General features: G+C 52.4%; 17 protein-coding genes and 1 tRNA gene. 6 read left to right on the top strand and 12 right to left on the bottom strand.

The annotated features are described in order from the left end of the window. The first annotated feature begins 51 nt into the window (after window positions 1-51). Complete coding sequence (locus ACR0BZ_RS15845) at window positions 52-345, top strand: fatty acid desaturase (protein ID WP_480920707.1); 294 nt, start codon at window positions 52-54, stop codon at window positions 343-345. On the opposite strand, the gene ACR0BZ_RS15840 is transcribed toward ACR0BZ_RS15845, so the two are convergent. From ACR0BZ_RS15840 to ACR0BZ_RS15790, 11 genes are all read right to left on the bottom strand, one after another. After that, window positions 337-585, bottom strand: a complete 249-nt coding sequence (locus ACR0BZ_RS15840) for a ParB N-terminal domain-containing protein (protein WP_480484944.1) — start codon at window positions 583-585, stop codon at window positions 337-339. The genes ACR0BZ_RS15845 and ACR0BZ_RS15840 overlap by 9 nt on opposite strands. 73 nt (window positions 586-658) lie before the next feature. Next, window positions 659-1,348: a hypothetical protein gene (locus ACR0BZ_RS15835; protein ID WP_480912322.1), complete on the bottom strand. Its 690-nt coding sequence runs from the start codon at window positions 1,346-1,348 to the stop codon at window positions 659-661. 183 nt (window positions 1,349-1,531) lie between these two features. Beyond that, window positions 1,532-2,320, bottom strand: a complete 789-nt coding sequence (locus tag ACR0BZ_RS15830; protein WP_480920706.1) for a hypothetical protein — start codon at window positions 2,318-2,320, stop codon at window positions 1,532-1,534. 667 nt (window positions 2,321-2,987) lie between these two features. After that, window positions 2,988-3,620: a tyrosine-type recombinase/integrase gene (locus ACR0BZ_RS15825; protein WP_170403722.1), complete on the bottom strand. Its 633-nt coding sequence runs from the start codon at window positions 3,618-3,620 to the stop codon at window positions 2,988-2,990. Between the two features lie 556 nt (window positions 3,621-4,176). Next, complete coding sequence (locus tag ACR0BZ_RS15820) at window positions 4,177-4,749, bottom strand: hypothetical protein (RefSeq protein ID WP_480920705.1); 573 nt, start codon at window positions 4,747-4,749, stop codon at window positions 4,177-4,179. 379 nt (window positions 4,750-5,128) lie between these two features. Continuing rightward, entirely contained in the window at window positions 5,129-6,250 is a 1,122-nt protein-coding gene (locus tag ACR0BZ_RS15815; RefSeq protein ID WP_480920704.1) for an alanine/ornithine racemase family PLP-dependent enzyme, read from the bottom strand. 55 nt (window positions 6,251-6,305) lie between these two features. Continuing rightward, window positions 6,306-7,445, bottom strand: a complete 1,140-nt coding sequence (locus ACR0BZ_RS15810; protein WP_480920703.1) for an N-acetyltransferase DgcN family protein — start codon at window positions 7,443-7,445, stop codon at window positions 6,306-6,308. A 93-nt stretch (window positions 7,446-7,538) separates the two neighbouring features. Next, entirely contained in the window at window positions 7,539-8,303 is a 765-nt protein-coding gene (locus ACR0BZ_RS15805) for a hypothetical protein (RefSeq protein ID WP_480920702.1), read from the bottom strand. A 79-nt stretch (window positions 8,304-8,382) separates the two neighbouring features. Then, entirely contained in the window at window positions 8,383-8,736 is a 354-nt protein-coding gene (locus ACR0BZ_RS15800) for a hypothetical protein (protein WP_171722471.1), read from the bottom strand. A gap of 3 nt (window positions 8,737-8,739) precedes the next feature. Then, window positions 8,740-9,048, bottom strand: coding sequence for a hypothetical protein (locus ACR0BZ_RS15795; RefSeq protein ID WP_171722472.1), 309 nt, complete (start codon window positions 9,046-9,048; stop codon window positions 8,740-8,742). Between the two features lie 447 nt (window positions 9,049-9,495). Further along, window positions 9,496-10,233: a Crp/Fnr family transcriptional regulator gene (locus ACR0BZ_RS15790; protein ID WP_171722473.1), complete on the bottom strand. Its 738-nt coding sequence runs from the start codon at window positions 10,231-10,233 to the stop codon at window positions 9,496-9,498. A 149-nt stretch (window positions 10,234-10,382) separates the two neighbouring features. Between ACR0BZ_RS15790 and ACR0BZ_RS15785 the strand changes: the two genes are divergently transcribed. Further along, window positions 10,383-10,616, top strand: a complete 234-nt coding sequence (locus ACR0BZ_RS15785; protein WP_171722474.1) for a hypothetical protein — start codon at window positions 10,383-10,385, stop codon at window positions 10,614-10,616. A gap of 1,484 nt (window positions 10,617-12,100) precedes the next feature. Here the strand turns inward: ACR0BZ_RS15785 and ACR0BZ_RS15780 are convergent. Then, a tRNA-Leu gene (locus tag ACR0BZ_RS15780) sits at window positions 12,101-12,185 on the bottom strand. An 834-nt stretch (window positions 12,186-13,019) separates the two neighbouring features. Between ACR0BZ_RS15780 and ACR0BZ_RS15775 the strand changes: the two genes are divergently transcribed. From ACR0BZ_RS15775 to ACR0BZ_RS15760, 4 genes are read left to right on the top strand one after another with little or no spacing between them, the layout of a single operon-like run. Next, the gene (locus tag ACR0BZ_RS15775) at window positions 13,020-13,442 is read left to right on the top strand and encodes a hypothetical protein (RefSeq protein ID WP_209507691.1); all 423 of its coding nucleotides are present in this window, start codon (window positions 13,020-13,022) and stop codon (window positions 13,440-13,442) included. Between the two features lie 2 nt (window positions 13,443-13,444). Continuing rightward, a complete protein-coding gene (locus ACR0BZ_RS15770) occupies window positions 13,445-15,457 on the top strand; it encodes a dynamin family protein (RefSeq protein WP_480487410.1) in 2,013 nt (670 codons plus the stop codon). 8 nt (window positions 15,458-15,465) lie between these two features. Continuing rightward, window positions 15,466-17,208: a dynamin family protein gene (locus ACR0BZ_RS15765; RefSeq protein WP_480920701.1), complete on the top strand. Its 1,743-nt coding sequence runs from the start codon at window positions 15,466-15,468 to the stop codon at window positions 17,206-17,208. 46 nt (window positions 17,209-17,254) lie between these two features. Further along, entirely contained in the window at window positions 17,255-17,656 is a 402-nt protein-coding gene (locus tag ACR0BZ_RS15760) for a hypothetical protein (protein ID WP_480920700.1), read from the top strand. The last annotated feature ends 11 nt before the right edge of the window (window positions 17,657-17,667 follow it).

Raw genomic sequence — 17,667 nt, 5'->3', positions numbered from 1 at the left:
GAATTCGTCCGTCCGTTTCAGTCCCATAGTTCGTCTCCTTTGTTGCAATAAATGCTATCAAAGGAGCGGCATCAAACCGCGACACGTCCAGCCCTGCCAGGCATCCTGCGGTGGTTCTCTGCCAATATCGGTGTACACCATGTTCACCACCTTGCCAGCCGCATACCGTTTTATCGGCTAAACGAGGTTTTGCGTGACCATTCCGAGTTGGAAAATTGCCAGCGTATTACTCTATATGAGAGCCTTCATTGCGCACGATTGCATCTTTGGGATGAAGAAAGTCAGCGCCTGCTGACGTTTTCTCAGGCTTTGTCGAACGCCAATCCCAACAAGAGTCTAGTGTAATCGGGCGCGCACCAAAAAGGCTTCGACAGTATCACCGCCAAGGGCGCGAATGGCCTCTAGTCGGTGAAGGCCTTCAATCAGCACGAACCGCTTGTTGTCCGCACGTATCTGGATCGGCGTCTTCTGGCCATTCTTCAGGATATCTTCGGCCAGTGCCAGAACCTTTTGTTGATCAAGTGTTTTGGCCCGTTTCACAGGTACATAGATCAGGTCGAGCGGATATGGTTTTTTCTCCAACATAAGCTACGCGTGCGCCTTTCGTGCATTTATTCCGGTTCGAAGTTCGCTTCAAAGGCTGGCGCTGGAACGTGCGTCATAGAACCGAACGAACAGCATCGCGCAGCTCCTGATGCATGATCCAAGTCGCTGGTTCATCGTCACTTTTGACGTGAGAAGATGCCAATACCTGAGCGGCGCCATCATTTTGAGCCGATCCGGCTTCGGGAAGCTCGAGTTCCAGATATTCTGCAATCAATAGCCCGATTTTCTTGAAGACCTTGACGGACGCCTCGCGCGATTTGTAACCAGCTGCCTTAGTTAACTGACCAATGCTCAGTCCTTCCTTGCCTGCGATTGTAAGTGCTTTGAGCATGGTGACCTGCGCAGGGGTGAGCCTGATCTGGCGCAATGCTTCGACATATTCTCCTTCACTGGGAATGAAGTTGCCGGAGTTCGCCTCCAAACGACGTCGAGCGCTGCGTTTCCTGTCTCGCTCTTCGAGAATTTCTTTTAAGGCTTCAATGGCCAATGACGGTGTTTCGCCAACTGCATCAGCAATCAAACCTTGCGTTTTCGCTGGTGGCTTGGGGAATGCGCGCGCAACGCTGTTACCGCTCAGAATGCCAGCCTTAATCAAGTACTTTCCAAATTCTACTTCGATCACTTCTGATACGTCAGCGTTCCGCGTCTTGCGAACACTGCGGTCCTGAAATGCTCTTTGTTCCAGACCACGCACTGACATCTTTGAGTCAGAAAGGGTCACTTGAGGGGCATATTTACGCATCAGAGAAACACCACTACAATTACCGCTGCAACAAACACTGCTAACGCTATAGATATCTTAATCCCGTGGGACCGGCGACGCGCCTTTTCGGCTTTGATCCTTTTGCCAAGATTTTCGTCAATCGAGTTATGGTTCACGGCTTGGTCCTTCCGGATTTGTCAGGCGATATTGATTTCCACGAACCTATTTTCGTGGAATATTTTCGGCGCACTTATCGTTCTGTCGTGTGAACGGCCGATTGCATTCCCAACCATCACCACTTCGATTCAAATGAGCGTTTGAAGGAACAAGGATCGCATCGCACCTGTCCCGGTTTGCGCGAAAACCACGTTCGCATTTCCATCCAGAGTAGGAATCTGGTTCAAGATACGCATGCTGTGGAACAGCCACAGGCTCACAGCCGCTCTCCGCTGCGTTGTAACCTCTGAGGCATACCCAACCATCCGAGCTTTTTTTATCGCTCAGACGACCGTTTTTTGGGACTTCTATTGCAACACAATCCTGGTTCTCCTTACGAAATCCCCAGTTGCAGTGTATTTCCTGTGCGCCAAACCTGGTTTCGACGTATCCATTTTGAGGTGCGATCAGTTCTTCGCATTTTTCTTCGACACGCTGGAACAGCCGATTGCACTCCCACTGATCTCCGGTTGACGCAAGATAGGCATTTTCAGGAACTCTTATTTCCTCACAGAGATCTCCGACATTCTGAAAACCGTGATTGCATTCCCAGCCACTGCCATAGGAGCTACCTGTCAAATATGCGTTTTCTGGTAAGTCTGTTCTTTGGCACGATCCATTCTTGTTTTCGAAACCTTCGTCACAAACTGATCCATCGGCATTGCCTGCGACTTGGGCAGGAAGCTTTGTTCCTGAGAGCGACACCAAAAGTGCTGGGATCAAACAAAGAATGCAGCGCGTAAACACGATGAATGACTGATTGAAGCGGAGCCTGAGACCTGATCTATCGGCCATCAAGCACGCAATTTATGAGCCATGTGTTGTTCATACGGCGCTTTCCTTCATGGGTCACGCGATGGCTGGCGCATGTCAGGTGACAGTTGCGAATGCATGTGAGGAACGAGCTCATAGCGAAGACCCCAGCGAAACCCGTTCCTATGCTGGGGCATATGCTACAGTTATTCTGAAGGCCATTGGATCATCGAAGCCGGCAGCATCGCGGCGACGAGTAACTTTCACCAATGCACTTTTGTGGTCCTTAGCCAGAATAGAGTCAAGGAAGTTTCCCTTGTCGCAATGCAAGTACCGCCAGGGCAGGTAGTTTTTGAAACTGCCGGTGACCAAGATCCTTGGTGAACTACCGAAAGAAATTGTCTGGCCTGAGTGCGGCGAAAGAGGAGTATGTGATCAAGGCTTCCCCGTAACTAGGAATGACTGGCCTGATGACATTGGCTGCAACGCAGCGATTTTCGCGCCGCTTCTGCACAAGTGCTCGCGGCGTGATCAAATGGCCGCTCGGTCCCGCACCCTGTAAATTGCGCCTGAGCCGAGAAAACTGTGCTGCGAGCGTACGCAACAAGATTTTGACACTTCCGCTCAGGGCACGCTACGTCCCACTCCTGCGTAAAAGAACTAGAACCACTATGGATTGGCGACCGACAGCGCCGCTCGCCAAACTGTCTCAGATGTCTATGCGCTCTGCAATGCTTAGCGCGTCTTCCAATTCAACGCCCAGGTATCGCACGGTGCTATCGACCTTTGTGTGCCCAAGCAGAAGTTGGACCGCGCGGAGATTTCCTGTCTTGCGGTAGATCTCAGCTACTTTGGTTCGGCGAAGCGAATGCGTGCCATATCCGCTCGGTTCCAATCCGATTGCGGTCACCCAGTCTCGAACCAGCCTGCCATACTGGCGCGTCGAGATGTGTGGTCGATCATGGAATCGGCTTGGAAACATGAACCGGCTAGCAAACATTTCCGGTGATTTTACCCATACCAATACAGTTTCTCGCGTGTTTTCCGTCAGTTCGAATTGAACAGATCGCTTGGTTTTGCTCTGGATCACCGAAACACGCTCACGGACGCGATCGTCTTTGACAAGATCGGTCACAGCGAGTTTGACCAGATCGCAGCCGCGTAGCTTGCTATCAATCGCGACGTTGAACATTGTGAGATCACGCAGATTTCCAGAAAGTTCGAGCCGGGCACGGATCGCCCAGACCTGTTTTGGGAGTAGCGGTCGTTTCTGACCGATGATCCGCCCCTTGTTCCAAGCTCTGGGTTTTGGGGTGACTGCAGGTAGTTGGACTCTTGGCATATTTTGCACTCCGATCCACCCTCCGCACCCAAGCAACAGCACCGCGCTGACCACCGAATAGTACAAGCGGCGTGAATGCCTGCTGTCCGATTATGAATACTGGCATGGTTTAGTGTGTGCATTAGGCGGCTTGAGCCCATATCACTACACATAAGAACGGTTCGAGTCCAAACCGCGCGTACGCTTCGTCTTCAGCACCGATTACCGATCGGGTTCCACGTTAAAAGGCCCGGGTCAGCACCAATAAGATAAAATGAGATATGATCAGAAAAGCTGGAAAGACCGGCGTCAGGTTATCAGCGACGCCGAGCTAACCCAGGGCTTACTGATACGCCATTTCGCCAGGCGCTCAACCCCTTGCAGCGTCGACAAATCCGCTCTCCGAACCCTTCGCTCCAGAATGGCGTTCTGCAACGAAGACACGGGCGTTCTTGCGGCACGTCATTGTGGGCGCGAGCCATGATCGTATCTGCGTCGTTGTCGAAGTCTTCCATCAGTTCCTAGCCTCGATTTCTGTTTTGGTTTATACAGCGACTGGAAAAGAAAGTTCCGAGCACTATGCCTTGGGGTTGAAGGAACTGCCTGGTTCAGACTGCCCTATGGGGCGGCCTGCAGTCCGAGGGGTTATTAAGGGACGAACCGGCATTCCTTCATTCTCGGCAGCTTGGACCGCGAAGGCGTACTGAGCGCCGCTTCCGCATCCTCGTCGTAGGGCACTTTGATCTGATGATCTGTCGTCTGCTTCAGAAATGAGCGAGTCCGAGTAGAGGTGTCGAAGTTGTGTCTCTGAAACGCCATCTGCCCTCATAATCAATTGCACCATGGGATCGGCCAATAATTGGTCGAGCAGGAACTGCGACAACTCCTTTGAAGACAACTTGTCCTTTGCGCGGGCTCTCTCCAAATCAGTAAGAGAAACGGTCAACGTTCGCGCCAGACCGGGGTGAGATTTCCGTGGAAGCAGAAAGATTAGCACTGATGCTTTCCAGGCTTCTGGATCCAAATAATCTGGTGGTGCGGAATGCTCAGTTTCTATGTCGTATTCGCCCGCCGGGAGTAATTCGTCAAAGCCAGGGAAAGTAAACGGCCTGGAAAAGACTGCGATTGTCTTGCTGATTAGTTGGTTCATTTGGGTAGTTCTCCTTTGCTGATACCGCTCGCTCGGAGATGTAAACAAGAACAAGCCACCCGCTCCCGGCAGGGTATTATCAGTTTTGAGGTTTAGGCTTTGATTTTTCGGGGACGGCGTCCTGCCCTTTCGACGTCACTTCTTTTTTTGACGCGTCCGCATCGTTTTCCTTCAGTGCGGCAGCCGCTCTGGTCGTAAGGTCTTTGAAAGACATCATTTTGATCCTTTGATTGTCCGCAACACTCACGAGCCCAGATAGGGTGTGAAAAGTGAATGCGGGTACCACCAATATAGGTATTGGTGGCCCAATTTACTACGTAAAGCCGTAGAATAAGACGGGTGGATGAAGCAGAACCGAGGCGGCGGCAACCCTGGCGCGCTACTTTCGCTTCGAATATGGGCGATCAGTGTTCGCTGCGGTGCAGTCAACCAATGCGCCATCACCATGGAAGACTTTTGCTACATCGGGTGCAGCCATGCCGCGCGAGAGCGCGCTATAGTTCAATTTCAGCTTCACCTCGCCACCAGGGCGAAGCAGACAATTGGTGTTTTCAACAACGATATGATCACTGGTGGCTCCGACGAACGTGACGCCAGCAGGGAAAATTAGACCCGCCGCATCGGTGTCCTGGAGTCCAATGGCAAGGATCGACCGAGTGTTCGAAGGACTGTCTAAAGTCACACACTGCATTGAAGGTATGGGATAATTCAATTGCAAGGGATTTGGATTTGATTTGGTCTTCGTTTCGATCACTTCCGCCCAAAGCGTAAAAACATCTGTGTAAAGCCCGTCGATCGCGTATCCCGAAACGGGATCGGTACCTAACAGGATGGCCTCACCCAGACGCAGGTTGTTGATCTTTCCGGTCGCCCCCTTGCCAAGCGCCCATGGCAAACTGGCAGAACCGCCGCCTGACACTGTTTCCAGAGCGGGCCCACTTGCAAGTTCGGTATCGACGGCAAGCGACGAAAGCAATTCCATTGCTCCTGCAGAGGGTGCCACATGACCCAGACAGGCAAAATTTGCACCAATCCCCTTCAGAGAAATCCCTTCCATTCTAAGAATTTGAGACACAGTGCGCTCAAGGTGTTCAGGCAAGATGCCATCCCGCATATCCCCCATTTCCACCATCAGGATAATACTGTGAGTAATGTTCTTTCCCAGCGCATTCATGGCCAGGCTTGCGATAATGTCCATTTCTGTGTTGAAGCTGACATTGCAGTTATCAACAACTTGCGCGACCTGGCTCAGCATAGGCGTTCGGATCAAGGATATGGAGCACGAGATCCCAGCATCGCGCATACGCATGACATTGCTGATCCGCGCGTCCGCCAGCCCTGTCGCGCCACCTTCAAGCATAGCATTCGCAATCTCAGGATGACCGCAAACGGCTTTTGTCACACCTGTCACCGTAATTCCGCGGGGTCTAAGGTGGTCGACCAGGAACCGTGTGTTGTACCGAATTTTGTCCAGATCAACGTCAATACGCAGCTTGCTCATTCAATCGTCGTAGCACGTACGGGTTGCAAGCGCGGAAAGGCAGATAGAACCATATTCACCAAGTTTTTGGAGGACGGTTCAATGCGTCAGTGACCGGGAGATACAATTTGCGGTTATAGTCTGTGATGGCCTTTGAAATCTCAATATCATTCATTCCTTCATGGTTGATCGTCATGCCAATTACCTCTGTGTTCGCAAAAGCCTCGATCAGGGTGATTTCATCGCAAGGGTCGGGCATTGTCATGTTGGGGAAATCACATCGACGTTTTCGTTTGGGCGCGTGTTGAAGAATAACTGCATGTGGTTGACTGCCTCGCAGAATGAAGGCTGATGTACAAAAGGCCGGATGGCTTAGCGCGCCCTGGCCCTCGATCACTATGACATCGGGGCGCTCACCTTCAGATGCTGCAACAACAGCACGCTCAAGTTCGCCACAACAAAATTGCGGCGGCACCGAATCCATCGCAACGCCATACTTGGCGCCCTGCATCAAACCTGTCTGGCCGGTGCCGACTAAAACTGTTTTGATCCCATGCGTGTTAAGTGCGTTTGTCAGGATTGTCGCGGTCGTACGCTTTCCAATTGCACAATCGGTGCCGAACACCGCGATGCGGATCGCCTGGACGTCTCCAATACTGCCATCTAACAGGCGCAGGTCGGGATTGGGCCGCGGCTTGCGAATGTCGCGTATCGTGACATCGTGAATTTTGGCAAATCCGACGAGCTCTTTGTCATCGCTAAGAAATTCATGCAGCCCACTGACGATGTTCATTCCGAGCGTAATCGCATCCACAACAACTTCGCGATCCTCAAGGGACATTCTGCCGCTGGCCGGCGCCATTCCGTAAATAAACGTGTCGGGGATCGTAGCTTCATTAGCGACGGCGGCATCAAGATCATCGAAGATGGGAACCTGATTGGCGACATCATCAAGCACTTTGCCACTGTCACAGCCGGCAAACGTGCTGTCGATCACCGAAAGAACGCGATAGGCCTTTGAATGTCGAACGAGACCATTAGCCGTCTTGCCATCGATCTTTGCGAAGTTTCCTTCGCAATACACAATTGCAGTCGGTATGTCTGTCACAAGTGTCTTGCGGTGAAGCTCCGGAAAAACGGCTTGTTCAGGCGGCAGCTCTTGCGCATCGCTGGCAATGAACTGCTTGGCATCCGACGCAATGGGTACGGGTTTCATATCTGTTCCTTTTTGGAGTGTGAAACACGCCGTCCTAGGTAAGAACGGGCACAAAATGTGAAGTTTGGAAAAGTGGGCTCTCTGACTGAAACCTCATTCGTTCAGAACACACAGCCCTTCCGACCGATGAAAATTTCTGTGGCATTGCCACCCATTGCCGGATCGGTCGATATGGGCATTTGCGGGTAGATCGATTGCATTGCAGTGATCACCGGACGCCTCGTAGCCATGTTCGCATTTCCATCCAACTCCGTGGATCGCGTCATCGTAGAAAGCGTTTTCAGGCACGATGACTGCATCGCACCTTCCGTCTCGCTCAAAATATCCGCGCTCGCATGTCCAGGGACGCCCGTGGGTTGATGCGTTCAGGAAGGCATTATCCGGCACTGCTATTGCAACGCACGCTTCACCATCTGTCTCGTAGCCACGATTGCAAAGCCATACAGATCCGTAGGTACTGTTCGTCAGGTAGGCGTTGTCCGGCACCACGATTTTTTGGCAGCTATCGTCTACCCTTGTGTACCCACGCAGGCACCGCCACCTCTCACCTGATGGATCGAGATATCCGCCCTCAGGCACAATTACTTCAACGCATGAGGTGCCACCAACTTCAACAAAGCCATGTGTACATGCCCAGCCCGAACCATAGGTTCTGTTTGTCGGGTAGGCATTTTCTGGGACGGCAATGGCCACGCATTCTTCGCCTTCCAACCGATAGGACAAATCGCATTCCCAACCGTCGCCATACTTTTTGGGATGCGCGTTGTCCGGGATAGAGTTTGTTTCGGCCGATGCGGGACTTGATGAGATAAAGGAGCCCGTCAAGCAGCTGAAAACGCCAACAAACAGCGCCGTCATGAAGTGAGAGTAAAACCAGTACTGATTTTTTCCAACTGTCCTGGTGCAAACGGCGTTGTCCGAATGTTGAGTGATTGAGTTACGATCCATCCAGGTTCAGCCCCTCAATGCAGGCCTGTGCCAGATCTTTGTTGGGGGTTTGGGATCCCGGTACCGTTGCCCAGCCGGCTGCCATAACGGCATCCTTTCGCTTGAAAGAAGAAGCTTCTTTGATCGTCGTTATTTTTTCGGCGCGTTGGGCGTCAGTTCTAGCCATGTCGATGCAGATCGGAACCAACGCAGCGATTACATTGTCGCGGGACATGGCGTTGGCCATCTTGTCCGCGTTACTGCCGGTCATCCATCCACCCCAAGAAAATCCAACGACGCCGACGAAAACCCCTCCGATCAGGGCGCCGTAGATTCCGGGTTTAAGCCATTCGGGCGTGTTCATAATCTATTCCTCCTGCGGGGAAAGCGCCGCATCGCTGTCATTGTTAGATGTGGCCAAGGTCTGGTCGTGCTTAAGTGCCAGTTCGAGATCTTTTGGGTCGATGGGGCGCATTTCTGTGCGGCCTGGCTTGCTGCCTTTGCTCTGAACCGTCAGGTAGGTTCCGGTTCTTCGATATGCTTCGAAACTCAGGCCCTGTAATAGTTCTTCTTCAACAATTACTTCATACTCGCCTGCAGGAAGTTCATCCGGGTAGCCGCACAAAGAGAACGGATTTGAAAACGTCACCAAAGAACTGGACGATCTCGTGCTCACCTTAGCCCTCCAAATAGTTTGTTGGATCTTCCCCGCACAGTCTGCCGCTGAACACGCTCTTAAGCGCCGCGGAAGTACTGGCGTTGTAAATTAGAATAATGTGCAAATGGCAGACGTGCGCTGATCGATGTTAGTCGGCGGCCAATGACTTGAGATTCTATTGGAATCTCAAATGCATTTGGCATCTGAGGATCAGATACTGCCAGAAAATTGACTAACCTGAGTCAGTGCAACGATGTTTGGTTTCCGGCAACCTGATTTGTGTTGGCGGGATATTTGCTGGCGTGTTCTTAACGAGTAATTGAGAAGCGCAGGAAATCCAGTACCGCAATCGGACTGTATTTATCTTGCGCTTCTTTTTCAGTGAAATCCCAAATCTGCCGAAGAGAATGGCGTCTCTAACCAGGCAACCATCATCAAAACCCCGGCATCGCCCGAGGGGTGAACCTATTGCTTCAACAGTGGCCCGGCCTGATCCAGATAAGTGGGGTCAAAACCGGCCAACGTCACCAGTCCGTCATAATCATCAAATGCCACTTGCCCGGATTGAAAAGTTACCAACCCCTTCTCCCGCAGTTGCCGTAGGACACGATTAACATGCACGGCACTCAGTCCCAGCGCATCGGCAAGGTGGTATTGTGTCAGGGGGCAAGTGTATCCCGTCTTGTTTGCCATCCCGACCTGAGTCAGCCTCACACCAAGTTCCAAAAGAAAATGCGCCATGCGCTCACCCGCATCTCGCCGTCCTATGTTGACCAGGTGCTCAACCACCATCGCTTCATCTCGAGATACCGCCCAAAGAATTGCTGTCGCCAGCCGGGGCGTTTGCGCAAATGCTTCCAGGAGATCATCCACTACTACCTCAATAGCTTGGATTTCCATGATTGGTTCTATGCTGTGATCCGAGGTGTGCAGCAGAACGCTTCGCAAACCCAGAAAGTCACCCGGTATTTGGAAATCGACGATCTGACGCGACCCGTCAGTCTGGGTTTTGTAGGAACAAACCCAGCCCGAGGCCAGAATGTAGGCAGCCTGCTCTGATTGCCCTTGATGCACAAGGTCACGTCCGGCTTCAAAGGTTCTGCGGCGTTTGTGCAAGCGTGCTAACACCGCAAGTTCAACCTCAGTCAGAGCGACGAAGTTTGAGAGTTTTCGGGTGAGCGGACTGTTCTTGATAGCGGGCAAATTTCTTCCTTCATCGATGAGCAGCCCGCGAAACTATCCGACGCCAAGACTGCTTTCGATCAGTTAAGTATACAGCAATCTATGCCAGAATGATGCAATTCATCGTGGCGCTTCCTTGCTTGGACGCCTGTTACAAAAGGACGTCTACCATGGCCGACCGGCAAGACCACTCAGGAATGGCCGCACTCTCAATCTGTGAAGCGCTTTTGCTTGCAATTAAAGATCGTGAGCTCCTGCCCGAACATGAGATTGTGGGAGTTCTGCGTGACGCAGCCGCTGCCCACGAAGCAGCGGTCGGCAACAGTGATGAAAAGGTAATGCACCAGGCCGCCGCTGCTCTGATAAACCAGATCATTGCTTCCGGCTATCGGGTTCGGCAGTAGCGTTAAGTCCCGCATCGGAAAAACAAGATTATGCTCGTCAAAAAAAAGCAAAATTGCAAACAGAAACACTTTTGGTGCCTCGTTCCTGATCAATTCAAACACGAAACGAGAATCAATGTTTCAATGCCTGCCATATCCTGCGTCCTGATTGTCCGACCGAGCTGCGGCGAGGGTACAGTTTCCGTTAACGCAAATACAACGCCTGCGAATGACCTGATTGGTGACACTCGCCGCGCCGCAACAATAAGTATGCCGCGACCGCGAGCAAATGCTGCTTCAGCGAAGGCTCCAGATCGAATGACGGCAAAGTCCGCATTGTGTGAGTTCAGCCAGCCGATGAATTTGCGCTTGCAGCGAACGGCAGGTTCGGCGGGCCGCGTCACAGCACCAGTTGCCGACGGTTAATGGCCGGTTAGGGCCATTGGAACTTCCGGATGAATACAAGGTTGGAAAAAACGCACCGGTTTCAGTAGCAATCAGTGATCGCTAAAACCGAAAGGATTTGAGTTTTTGTAATGAAATCAATGTGCGGTTTCTACGAACGCGAAGCGAACGTACTTCCATCAAGACATAGACAAAGAACAAGAAAAAGAAATTGATAAAGAGCACTCCATCCGCTTGTGTTACGCAAATCACGGTCGCTGTGTTTGCTGCACGAAGGACGCTTAATCAGAAAGCGGCAACCAGATTGTTTTGCCGGTCCTTCTGTCTCGACCAGCTTCGCGTTCCTTTTGTCCGTCACGGATCCGGGTGCGGGGATTTTCAATCGGGTCTAGGCTGTTCAGATAGGGTGTCAGGCAATAGAAATCTTGCGGATGCTTACGCGATGGTTTCCAGGTGATCATCGCCCACATCCGCTTTAACATTTTAGCACCTGAACGTTTGTATTAGCTGGGTTTTTCACCTGAATAGCATTGCATGGATTGGGTTGTAGCGACCAGCGATTTCTCTGGGAATTGGGTATTCACCGAAAAACCTCATCTCCTTATTGTGACCTTTAGCTGTAATGTGCCAGCTGCCTACTTTTTTGCTGCAGCCAACGCTCCTTATGCCCGCAACCCGACCCCTTTGTTGTGCAACTCGATCACTGTAGCGACTCAAGTGATTAATCGGTGTGGGAGAAATTGTAGCGGTTAAAGTAAAGCTCTGATTTTGGATGCTCAATATAGCACCACCTACATTTTTTCAGAATGCTTAGGTTTCGGACGAAAGTGAGAATTAAAGGAAAGTCCTTTAGCTTGAGGTATCGAACCCCGTGAATCAGATTACTTTTCAGTCAGTTAAGGCCTGCCAATTCTGAGGTGGAAGTGTCGCAAGGCTTTGAGAAAACCAATTTCGTATACCACAGTTGGCACTCGCGCCGATTTTTCGGATAGCAAACAAGGAAGTTGAGAATGGTATTTTCAAAAGGTGGGCCAAGGGGTGGGCTGTAAATAGAATCAAAAACACAACGCATTGATAATTAGATGAATTTTTTGGGGATATGGTGCGGGTGGAGGGACTTGAACCCCCACGCCTTGCGGCGCCAGAACCTAAATCTGGTGCGTCTACCAATTTCGCCACACCCGCAACTCAGCGCCGCAGCGCTGGATTGAAGCGGTCAATAACAAAGCTTGCTTCCGAGCGCGAGGGGTAAAATACATGTATCGCCAAGTTTGTAGATCCTCTGATGAGATATGGGGCAACCACGCTATCTTATGAAGATGTATAGCCCCAAGAGGCTTGTCAGTGGAAAGTTGATGGGAACATCAGTGGCCGTGAAACCCGATATCCTGCGGGACAATGTCCACGCTATTTTGGAAGAGCTCTTCATTCGTGCCGAAGTTAAAATTTGACCCAGCTAGCCTGCGAAATATCGCTCTTACGTTGACCAAAGTCCTAGAAAAAGCCGACAGCTTGTTGTCAGATCACCACTGGCGAACATGGAAATCCTACTTCATTGCCCTTGCGCGTTCATAGTTGAACCCATGGGAGGAGGCGCGGGATTACTCGCCACGACACCCCAGAAAACGCATCTGCGACCCTTTCCAACTCAGAGAGCAACTTCAGGTTTCTGAAACAACAAGGATAACTTATCCGACTAAAGTGCCCTTCAGGGCCACACAGATTTTTGAATGTCCCGCACCGTCAGGTTCAGGCAATTGTGTTCCGCCGGTCTCCGCTCGGTTTCATACAGTAGGTGCGGAATGGCTCTTGCGTCATATGCATTCCCGCGCAGGTTGAGGCATTCTCAAGAGAACTCCACCACAAAGCTGCCACATTTCAAACGCCAAAAAATCTTATTCACGTCAAAATAAGACCGCCTTGAAGGGTCTTGTTGTTTAGCAGGAGTTAATGAGTCTTTTTTGCCACTTTGGCGCCGGTACGAGTTTCCTGCTCAACTCCAGTACAAGGTTTACTGCTGTGACCGATCTGAATCCCTCCGCTACTGCCGAGCAAGAGGCTGTCTTCTTTGCTCGCGAAAGCTTTCTTGGCGAACTCAAGATCCTGAACCGGGACCACCCGAACACGGGCTTTGGGATATCGCTCCGAACCCATTCCGGAGACCACTACCTGCTGGCCAATGCGCGTATGCCATTGCCCGCGGTCAAATCCGAAGGTTTCCCGACCGGACGCCGCGTTGCGTGCCTTGAAAACGGCGATCGCTTCAGCTCGATCGAAGTGCTGGCTGACGCCAAGGCTTACGAAACCATCAGCCCGCGCGCCGAGGCTGACATTCTGGGCAACGCTTTGGACCTGATCGCACGTATCGACACGCTGACAGGAATTCCAACGGGCCGTCCTTCGCATGAACCCCGCATCGCAGCTACGGGAACCGGAGGTTAAGCATGGCGCGCAATGATCACCTGTTGTCTGTAGGCAACGAAGCTCTGGCGCCGATGACTTCGGCAATGTCATCACTGACGGCGCAGATTGATCAATTGACTGAGGTGGCTGATGCGCGCTCCTCGGCACGTCTGGCAACACTCAAGACCCGGATGGAAAACTTCACCGCCAGCATCACTATGGTCGGTCAGGTAAAAGCGGGCAAATCATCGATTGTAAACATTCTTGCGGGGCGCCCATCTTTGCTTCCGTCGGATGTGAACCCGTGGACGTCGGTCGTCACAACCCTGAACATCAACACGCGTCCACCGGGCGATACCAAGGCCAAGTTCACCTTCTTTGAGCAGGAAGAATGGGACAATCTGATGGTCGGGGGCGGCCGGTTGGGCGAACTGGCCAACCGAGCCGGTGCAGATGACGAGATGGAGGACATTCGCCGTCAGATCGGCGAGATGAAAGCAAAGTCGGAAGAGCGTCTTGGAAAGCACTTCGATCTGATACTTGGCCAAAGCCACCAATACGATCACTTCGATGAAGAACTGATCCAAAGATATGTCTGCCTGGGCGATGAGGACGACCCGGATATCAATCCAAAAACAGGCCGGTTCGCAGATGTGACCAAGTCGGCCGAGTTGTACATGGATATCCCTCAGTACCCGATTGCGCTGAAGCTTTGTGATACGCCGGGTGTCAACGATACCTTCATGGTGCGTGAACAGATTACCCTGCGCAGCCTGCGCGGGTCCGAAGTCTGTGTTGTGGTGCTTGCCGCAAGCCAAGCCCTGACCACCATGGACATGGCCTTGATGCGGATCATCGCCCAATTTGAGAACCGCCAGATTGTCCTGTTTGTGAACCGGATTGACGAGTTGTCAGACCCGGTCAATCAAGTCCCCGAAATCCGCGACCGGATTCTGGATACTCTGAAACAGAACAACATCGACGCAAAGACAAGTGTCGTGTTCGGCAGTGCCTTGTGGGCCGAGGCAGCGCTGACCGGGAACCCCGAAATTCTGAACGAGGAATCCCGCGAAGCACTCAATACATTTTACCTCGCTGCCGGGTTCGGTGATCAGGCCCCCTCGCTGGATAAAATCTGGGCATTGTCCGGTTTGCCTGACCTGCTGCTGGCGATAAACGAGCGTATTGCAGAAGGTGCCGGAACAAGGCTGATGGATCGGGTTCGCCATCGTGCCCGCAACATCGCCAGCCAGATTCGTGCCACCGCCGTGGCAAAGACTCTGTCAGAGGGTGAAGGCGTTGCGCGTGATCTTGACGGTGTTTCTCCGGAAGATGCAATTGCGAAAGTTTCTGCGGAATATGAAAAGAAAGCAGCCGAACTGACCAATGCATTACGCGACAAAGTATTGGAGCGCCTGAACTCAGCCGAGGCGAATTTTGTGAAGCGCGCCACGGATTCTCTGATCGCGCACCTTGAGAAGAATGGCGAGCAAGGCACGTGGCAATACGACCCTGCTGGATTGAGGACTTTGCAAAAAGCCGCTTATTTCAGTTTTGCCCGCGCAATGCGTAAGGATGCTGGCGCGCTCTACTCAACTGCGGCTGCGGATGTCGAAGCGCTGTATCACAAAATTCTTGGCAACCACCTGGGCGAATTCAGCATCGAAGCACCTATCGTGCCGCGCGTTCCACCACCATTGGGGATCGGCCGGACGATCGCTCTGGACTTGCAAAGTACCTGGTGGCGGCGCTGGTGGCAAAAGCGCAAAGGTTTTGAAGCATACGCTGCCGATTACACACGCCTGATCGCGTCCGAGGCGAATTCGATCACCAAGGATATCGAGGAAAACCAGATTGCGGCCGTGTTGGAAAACGTCCGCGCTATTCTGGCGGATTTCATGCGGGAACAGAAGGAAACGTTGCTGAGCATCTCATCATCAGCAGACAAAAACTCCAGCCAGACCTCGGCAGCGATGGCGGGCCTGCAACCTCAGAAATCGCGAGACGAGATTCTGGGTGACATCCTGAAAGACCTAAGCAACGAAGCGGCATAAGTAGAAAAATGGCAAAAGATTCACAAACACGCTTTGTTTCACCGAAAGCATGGGAACGTATCGAGCAGTGGTCCCGCCGCAAACCGGTTTTCGCTTTGATGGGTGAATTCAGCGCTGGCAAATCCACACTGATGAACTTTTTACTGCGAACGCAAACCTTGCCAACGCAGGTTACTGCAACCCAGTTACCACCGGTCTGGTTTAGCTGGGGCAGTGAAAAACCATATATCAAGCGGCATGACGGAAGCGTCGAACCAATCGAACTGGATCAGCTTGAGACTGTTGGCGTCAACGACGCGCAGTTCATTCGTATCTTCCTTGAGGCAGATATTCTGGAAGCCGTCGATCTGATCGACACCCCCGGCATCTCGGACCCCAAAATTTCGACAGATGTCTGGCAGCGCGCAGTCGGGCAGGCAAACGGCGTCATTTGGTGCACCCATGCGACGCAAGCCTGGCGCGAAACCGAACGTGCAACGTGGGTTTCGCTGCCGGACCGCTTGCAACACAACTCGCTGCTGTTGGTGACGCGGGCGGATGCACTAAACCTTAAAGACCGTCAAAAGGTTCTGCGACGCGTCAATCGCGAAGCCGGACATCTGTTCAACCGGTCCATTTTGTTTTCCGCCCGGGATGCGATCAATGCCCGTGACAAGACTGGCGACGCCGAAATGTGGTCGCGCAGCGGCGGCGGCAAGATGATCGACAGTTTTCTGGAAATCACAGAACAGATCATGGACAATCGCGCCGATCAGCTGGCGCGGTACCAGATCGACAAAAGCCAGTCCGGCGCATTCAAGGTTCAACCACTGCGCCCCGCCCGCAAACCAGACGACCGAGAGGCACTGGCGGACGGCATCGAAGCTACTCCTTTGCGGCTGGTCAATCCGCTGGAAAACGAACAGCAGTCAGAAGCCGACGATCATAATGTCGTAACAAGCTTCCCCATCCGGCCAGCCCGTGTAGAGCGACGCGTTGACGAAGGCGAACGGGTTCGGATCAACCCGGAAGACGCTGAACGGCTGCGGGCAGAAATGGTATCAGACACCGAGCAGATGTCTGAGGAAACCGACACCAGCGACGAGTTGCGTGCCTTCTTCAAGGACACCTCAAGCGATCCTCTTGAGTTGAAGAATGTCGCCGGTCTGGAAGAAGACGTGGACGAGTTCGACCTGTCCGGTGAATTCGGTGCTGCCGATAATGCTGACGACCTGCTGGGTGACGCTCCTGATGCTGAAACGGGCGACAAGTCCGTTGATGACGTGCTGACCTCGTTGAACACGACTCTGCGTGAAGCCGCGGCCGAAGCGGACGAAGTCGAAGTTTTCACGCCGGAAGTTGAATCGCGTGATGATCGGGGTATCGAAGTCTCGGTATCCTCCATTGCGGCTCTGATGGCGGCTCAGCCCGAGAACAACGCCGAGGATTACGAACCTGAGCCTGAGTCAAACGGTTTGATAGAGGTCGTGGCCTCAGTCGAGGAAGACGCCCGCGATATCCGCCACGATGCGCATATCGATCTTCCAGAATCCGCAGCCGGGTCGCCGCTTAGCGCGTCGGTTATGTGGCGGGAAATCACAAACAAGGAGGACCTGCCAAAAGACGCAGTCGGGCTTCAGAATGTATTCAAAGCCTTTCTTGCCGAATTTGACCAGATCGCAGTTGAATATAGTGCGAAACAGTCCAGACACGCCCCGCAAGCCATTCCAAAGACGAAAGAAAGCAGCAGTGCAGAATGGCATGTTTTGTAAGGACGCCTTAGTCAAGGCGCTGAGAAGAAGGACGATAAAGAGTTAAATGTCCATTCAGGATGCATTGAACACCGCGATTGAAACGATACCCGACTGCATTGCAGCCGGGTATATCGACATGGAGACCGGCATGCTTTTAGGCAGCAGTGTCTCTGATCCAGATTGCGCAGAATCGCTGGACACTTTGGCAATCGCAGTGGCCAATCTGTTTCAGGGGCGGGGTGTCGCTGCATTTGAAGCGCTCTTGCACGAGGCCGGAAACACTGATGAGGAAAACGCCGGGTTCGGGGAAATCGCGGTGTTTTCAAAAGACCGGTTGAACATCTTTTTGCGGACCAAGGAATATCCTGATCATGTGGTCTGCTATATCTGCCGCAACAGCGCGAATGTGGGACTGGCACTCACGAAATCGCATCTCAGTCTCAAGCCGGTCGCGGCCGCAGTCTGAACGGGACCAGA

It is taken from the genome of Ruegeria sp. P8, from assembly GCF_056534665.1.
The sequence above is the reverse complement of the archived record's forward strand: the minus strand, read 5'-3'. Positions and strand labels throughout refer to the sequence as shown.

What these genes read in the sequence shown, in the direction of transcription:
- ACR0BZ_RS15800 (WP_171722471.1), bottom strand. Translation starts at nt 8,736, where the DNA reads ATGAACACGCCCGAATGGCTTAAACCCGGAATCTACGGCGCCCTGATC.
- ACR0BZ_RS15810 (WP_480920703.1), bottom strand. Translation starts at nt 7,445, where the DNA reads ATGAAACCCGTACCCATTGCGTCGGATGCCAAGCAGTTCATTGCCAGC.
- ACR0BZ_RS15820 (WP_480920705.1), bottom strand. Translation starts at nt 4,749, where the DNA reads ATGAACCAACTAATCAGCAAGACAATCGCAGTCTTTTCCAGGCCGTTT.
- ACR0BZ_RS15845 (WP_480920707.1), top strand. Translation starts at nt 52, where the DNA reads ATGCTATCAAAGGAGCGGCATCAAACCGCGACACGTCCAGCCCTGCCA.
- ACR0BZ_RS15840 (WP_480484944.1), bottom strand. Translation starts at nt 585, where the DNA reads ATGTTGGAGAAAAAACCATATCCGCTCGACCTGATCTATGTACCTGTG.
- ACR0BZ_RS15785 (WP_171722474.1), top strand. Translation starts at nt 10,383, where the DNA reads ATGGCCGACCGGCAAGACCACTCAGGAATGGCCGCACTCTCAATCTGT.
- ACR0BZ_RS15815 (WP_480920704.1), bottom strand. Translation starts at nt 6,250, where the DNA reads ATGAGCAAGCTGCGTATTGACGTTGATCTGGACAAAATTCGGTACAAC.
- ACR0BZ_RS15760 (WP_480920700.1), top strand. Translation starts at nt 17,255, where the DNA reads ATGTCCATTCAGGATGCATTGAACACCGCGATTGAAACGATACCCGAC.
- ACR0BZ_RS15765 (WP_480920701.1), top strand. Translation starts at nt 15,466, where the DNA reads ATGGCAAAAGATTCACAAACACGCTTTGTTTCACCGAAAGCATGGGAA.
- ACR0BZ_RS15830 (WP_480920706.1), bottom strand. Translation starts at nt 2,320, where the DNA reads ATGGCCGATAGATCAGGTCTCAGGCTCCGCTTCAATCAGTCATTCATC.
- ACR0BZ_RS15805 (WP_480920702.1), bottom strand. Translation starts at nt 8,303, where the DNA reads ATGACGGCGCTGTTTGTTGGCGTTTTCAGCTGCTTGACGGGCTCCTTT.
- ACR0BZ_RS15770 (WP_480487410.1), top strand. Translation starts at nt 13,445, where the DNA reads ATGGCGCGCAATGATCACCTGTTGTCTGTAGGCAACGAAGCTCTGGCG.
- ACR0BZ_RS15835 (WP_480912322.1), bottom strand. Translation starts at nt 1,348, where the DNA reads ATGCGTAAATATGCCCCTCAAGTGACCCTTTCTGACTCAAAGATGTCA.
- ACR0BZ_RS15825 (WP_170403722.1), bottom strand. Translation starts at nt 3,620, where the DNA reads ATGCCAAGAGTCCAACTACCTGCAGTCACCCCAAAACCCAGAGCTTGG.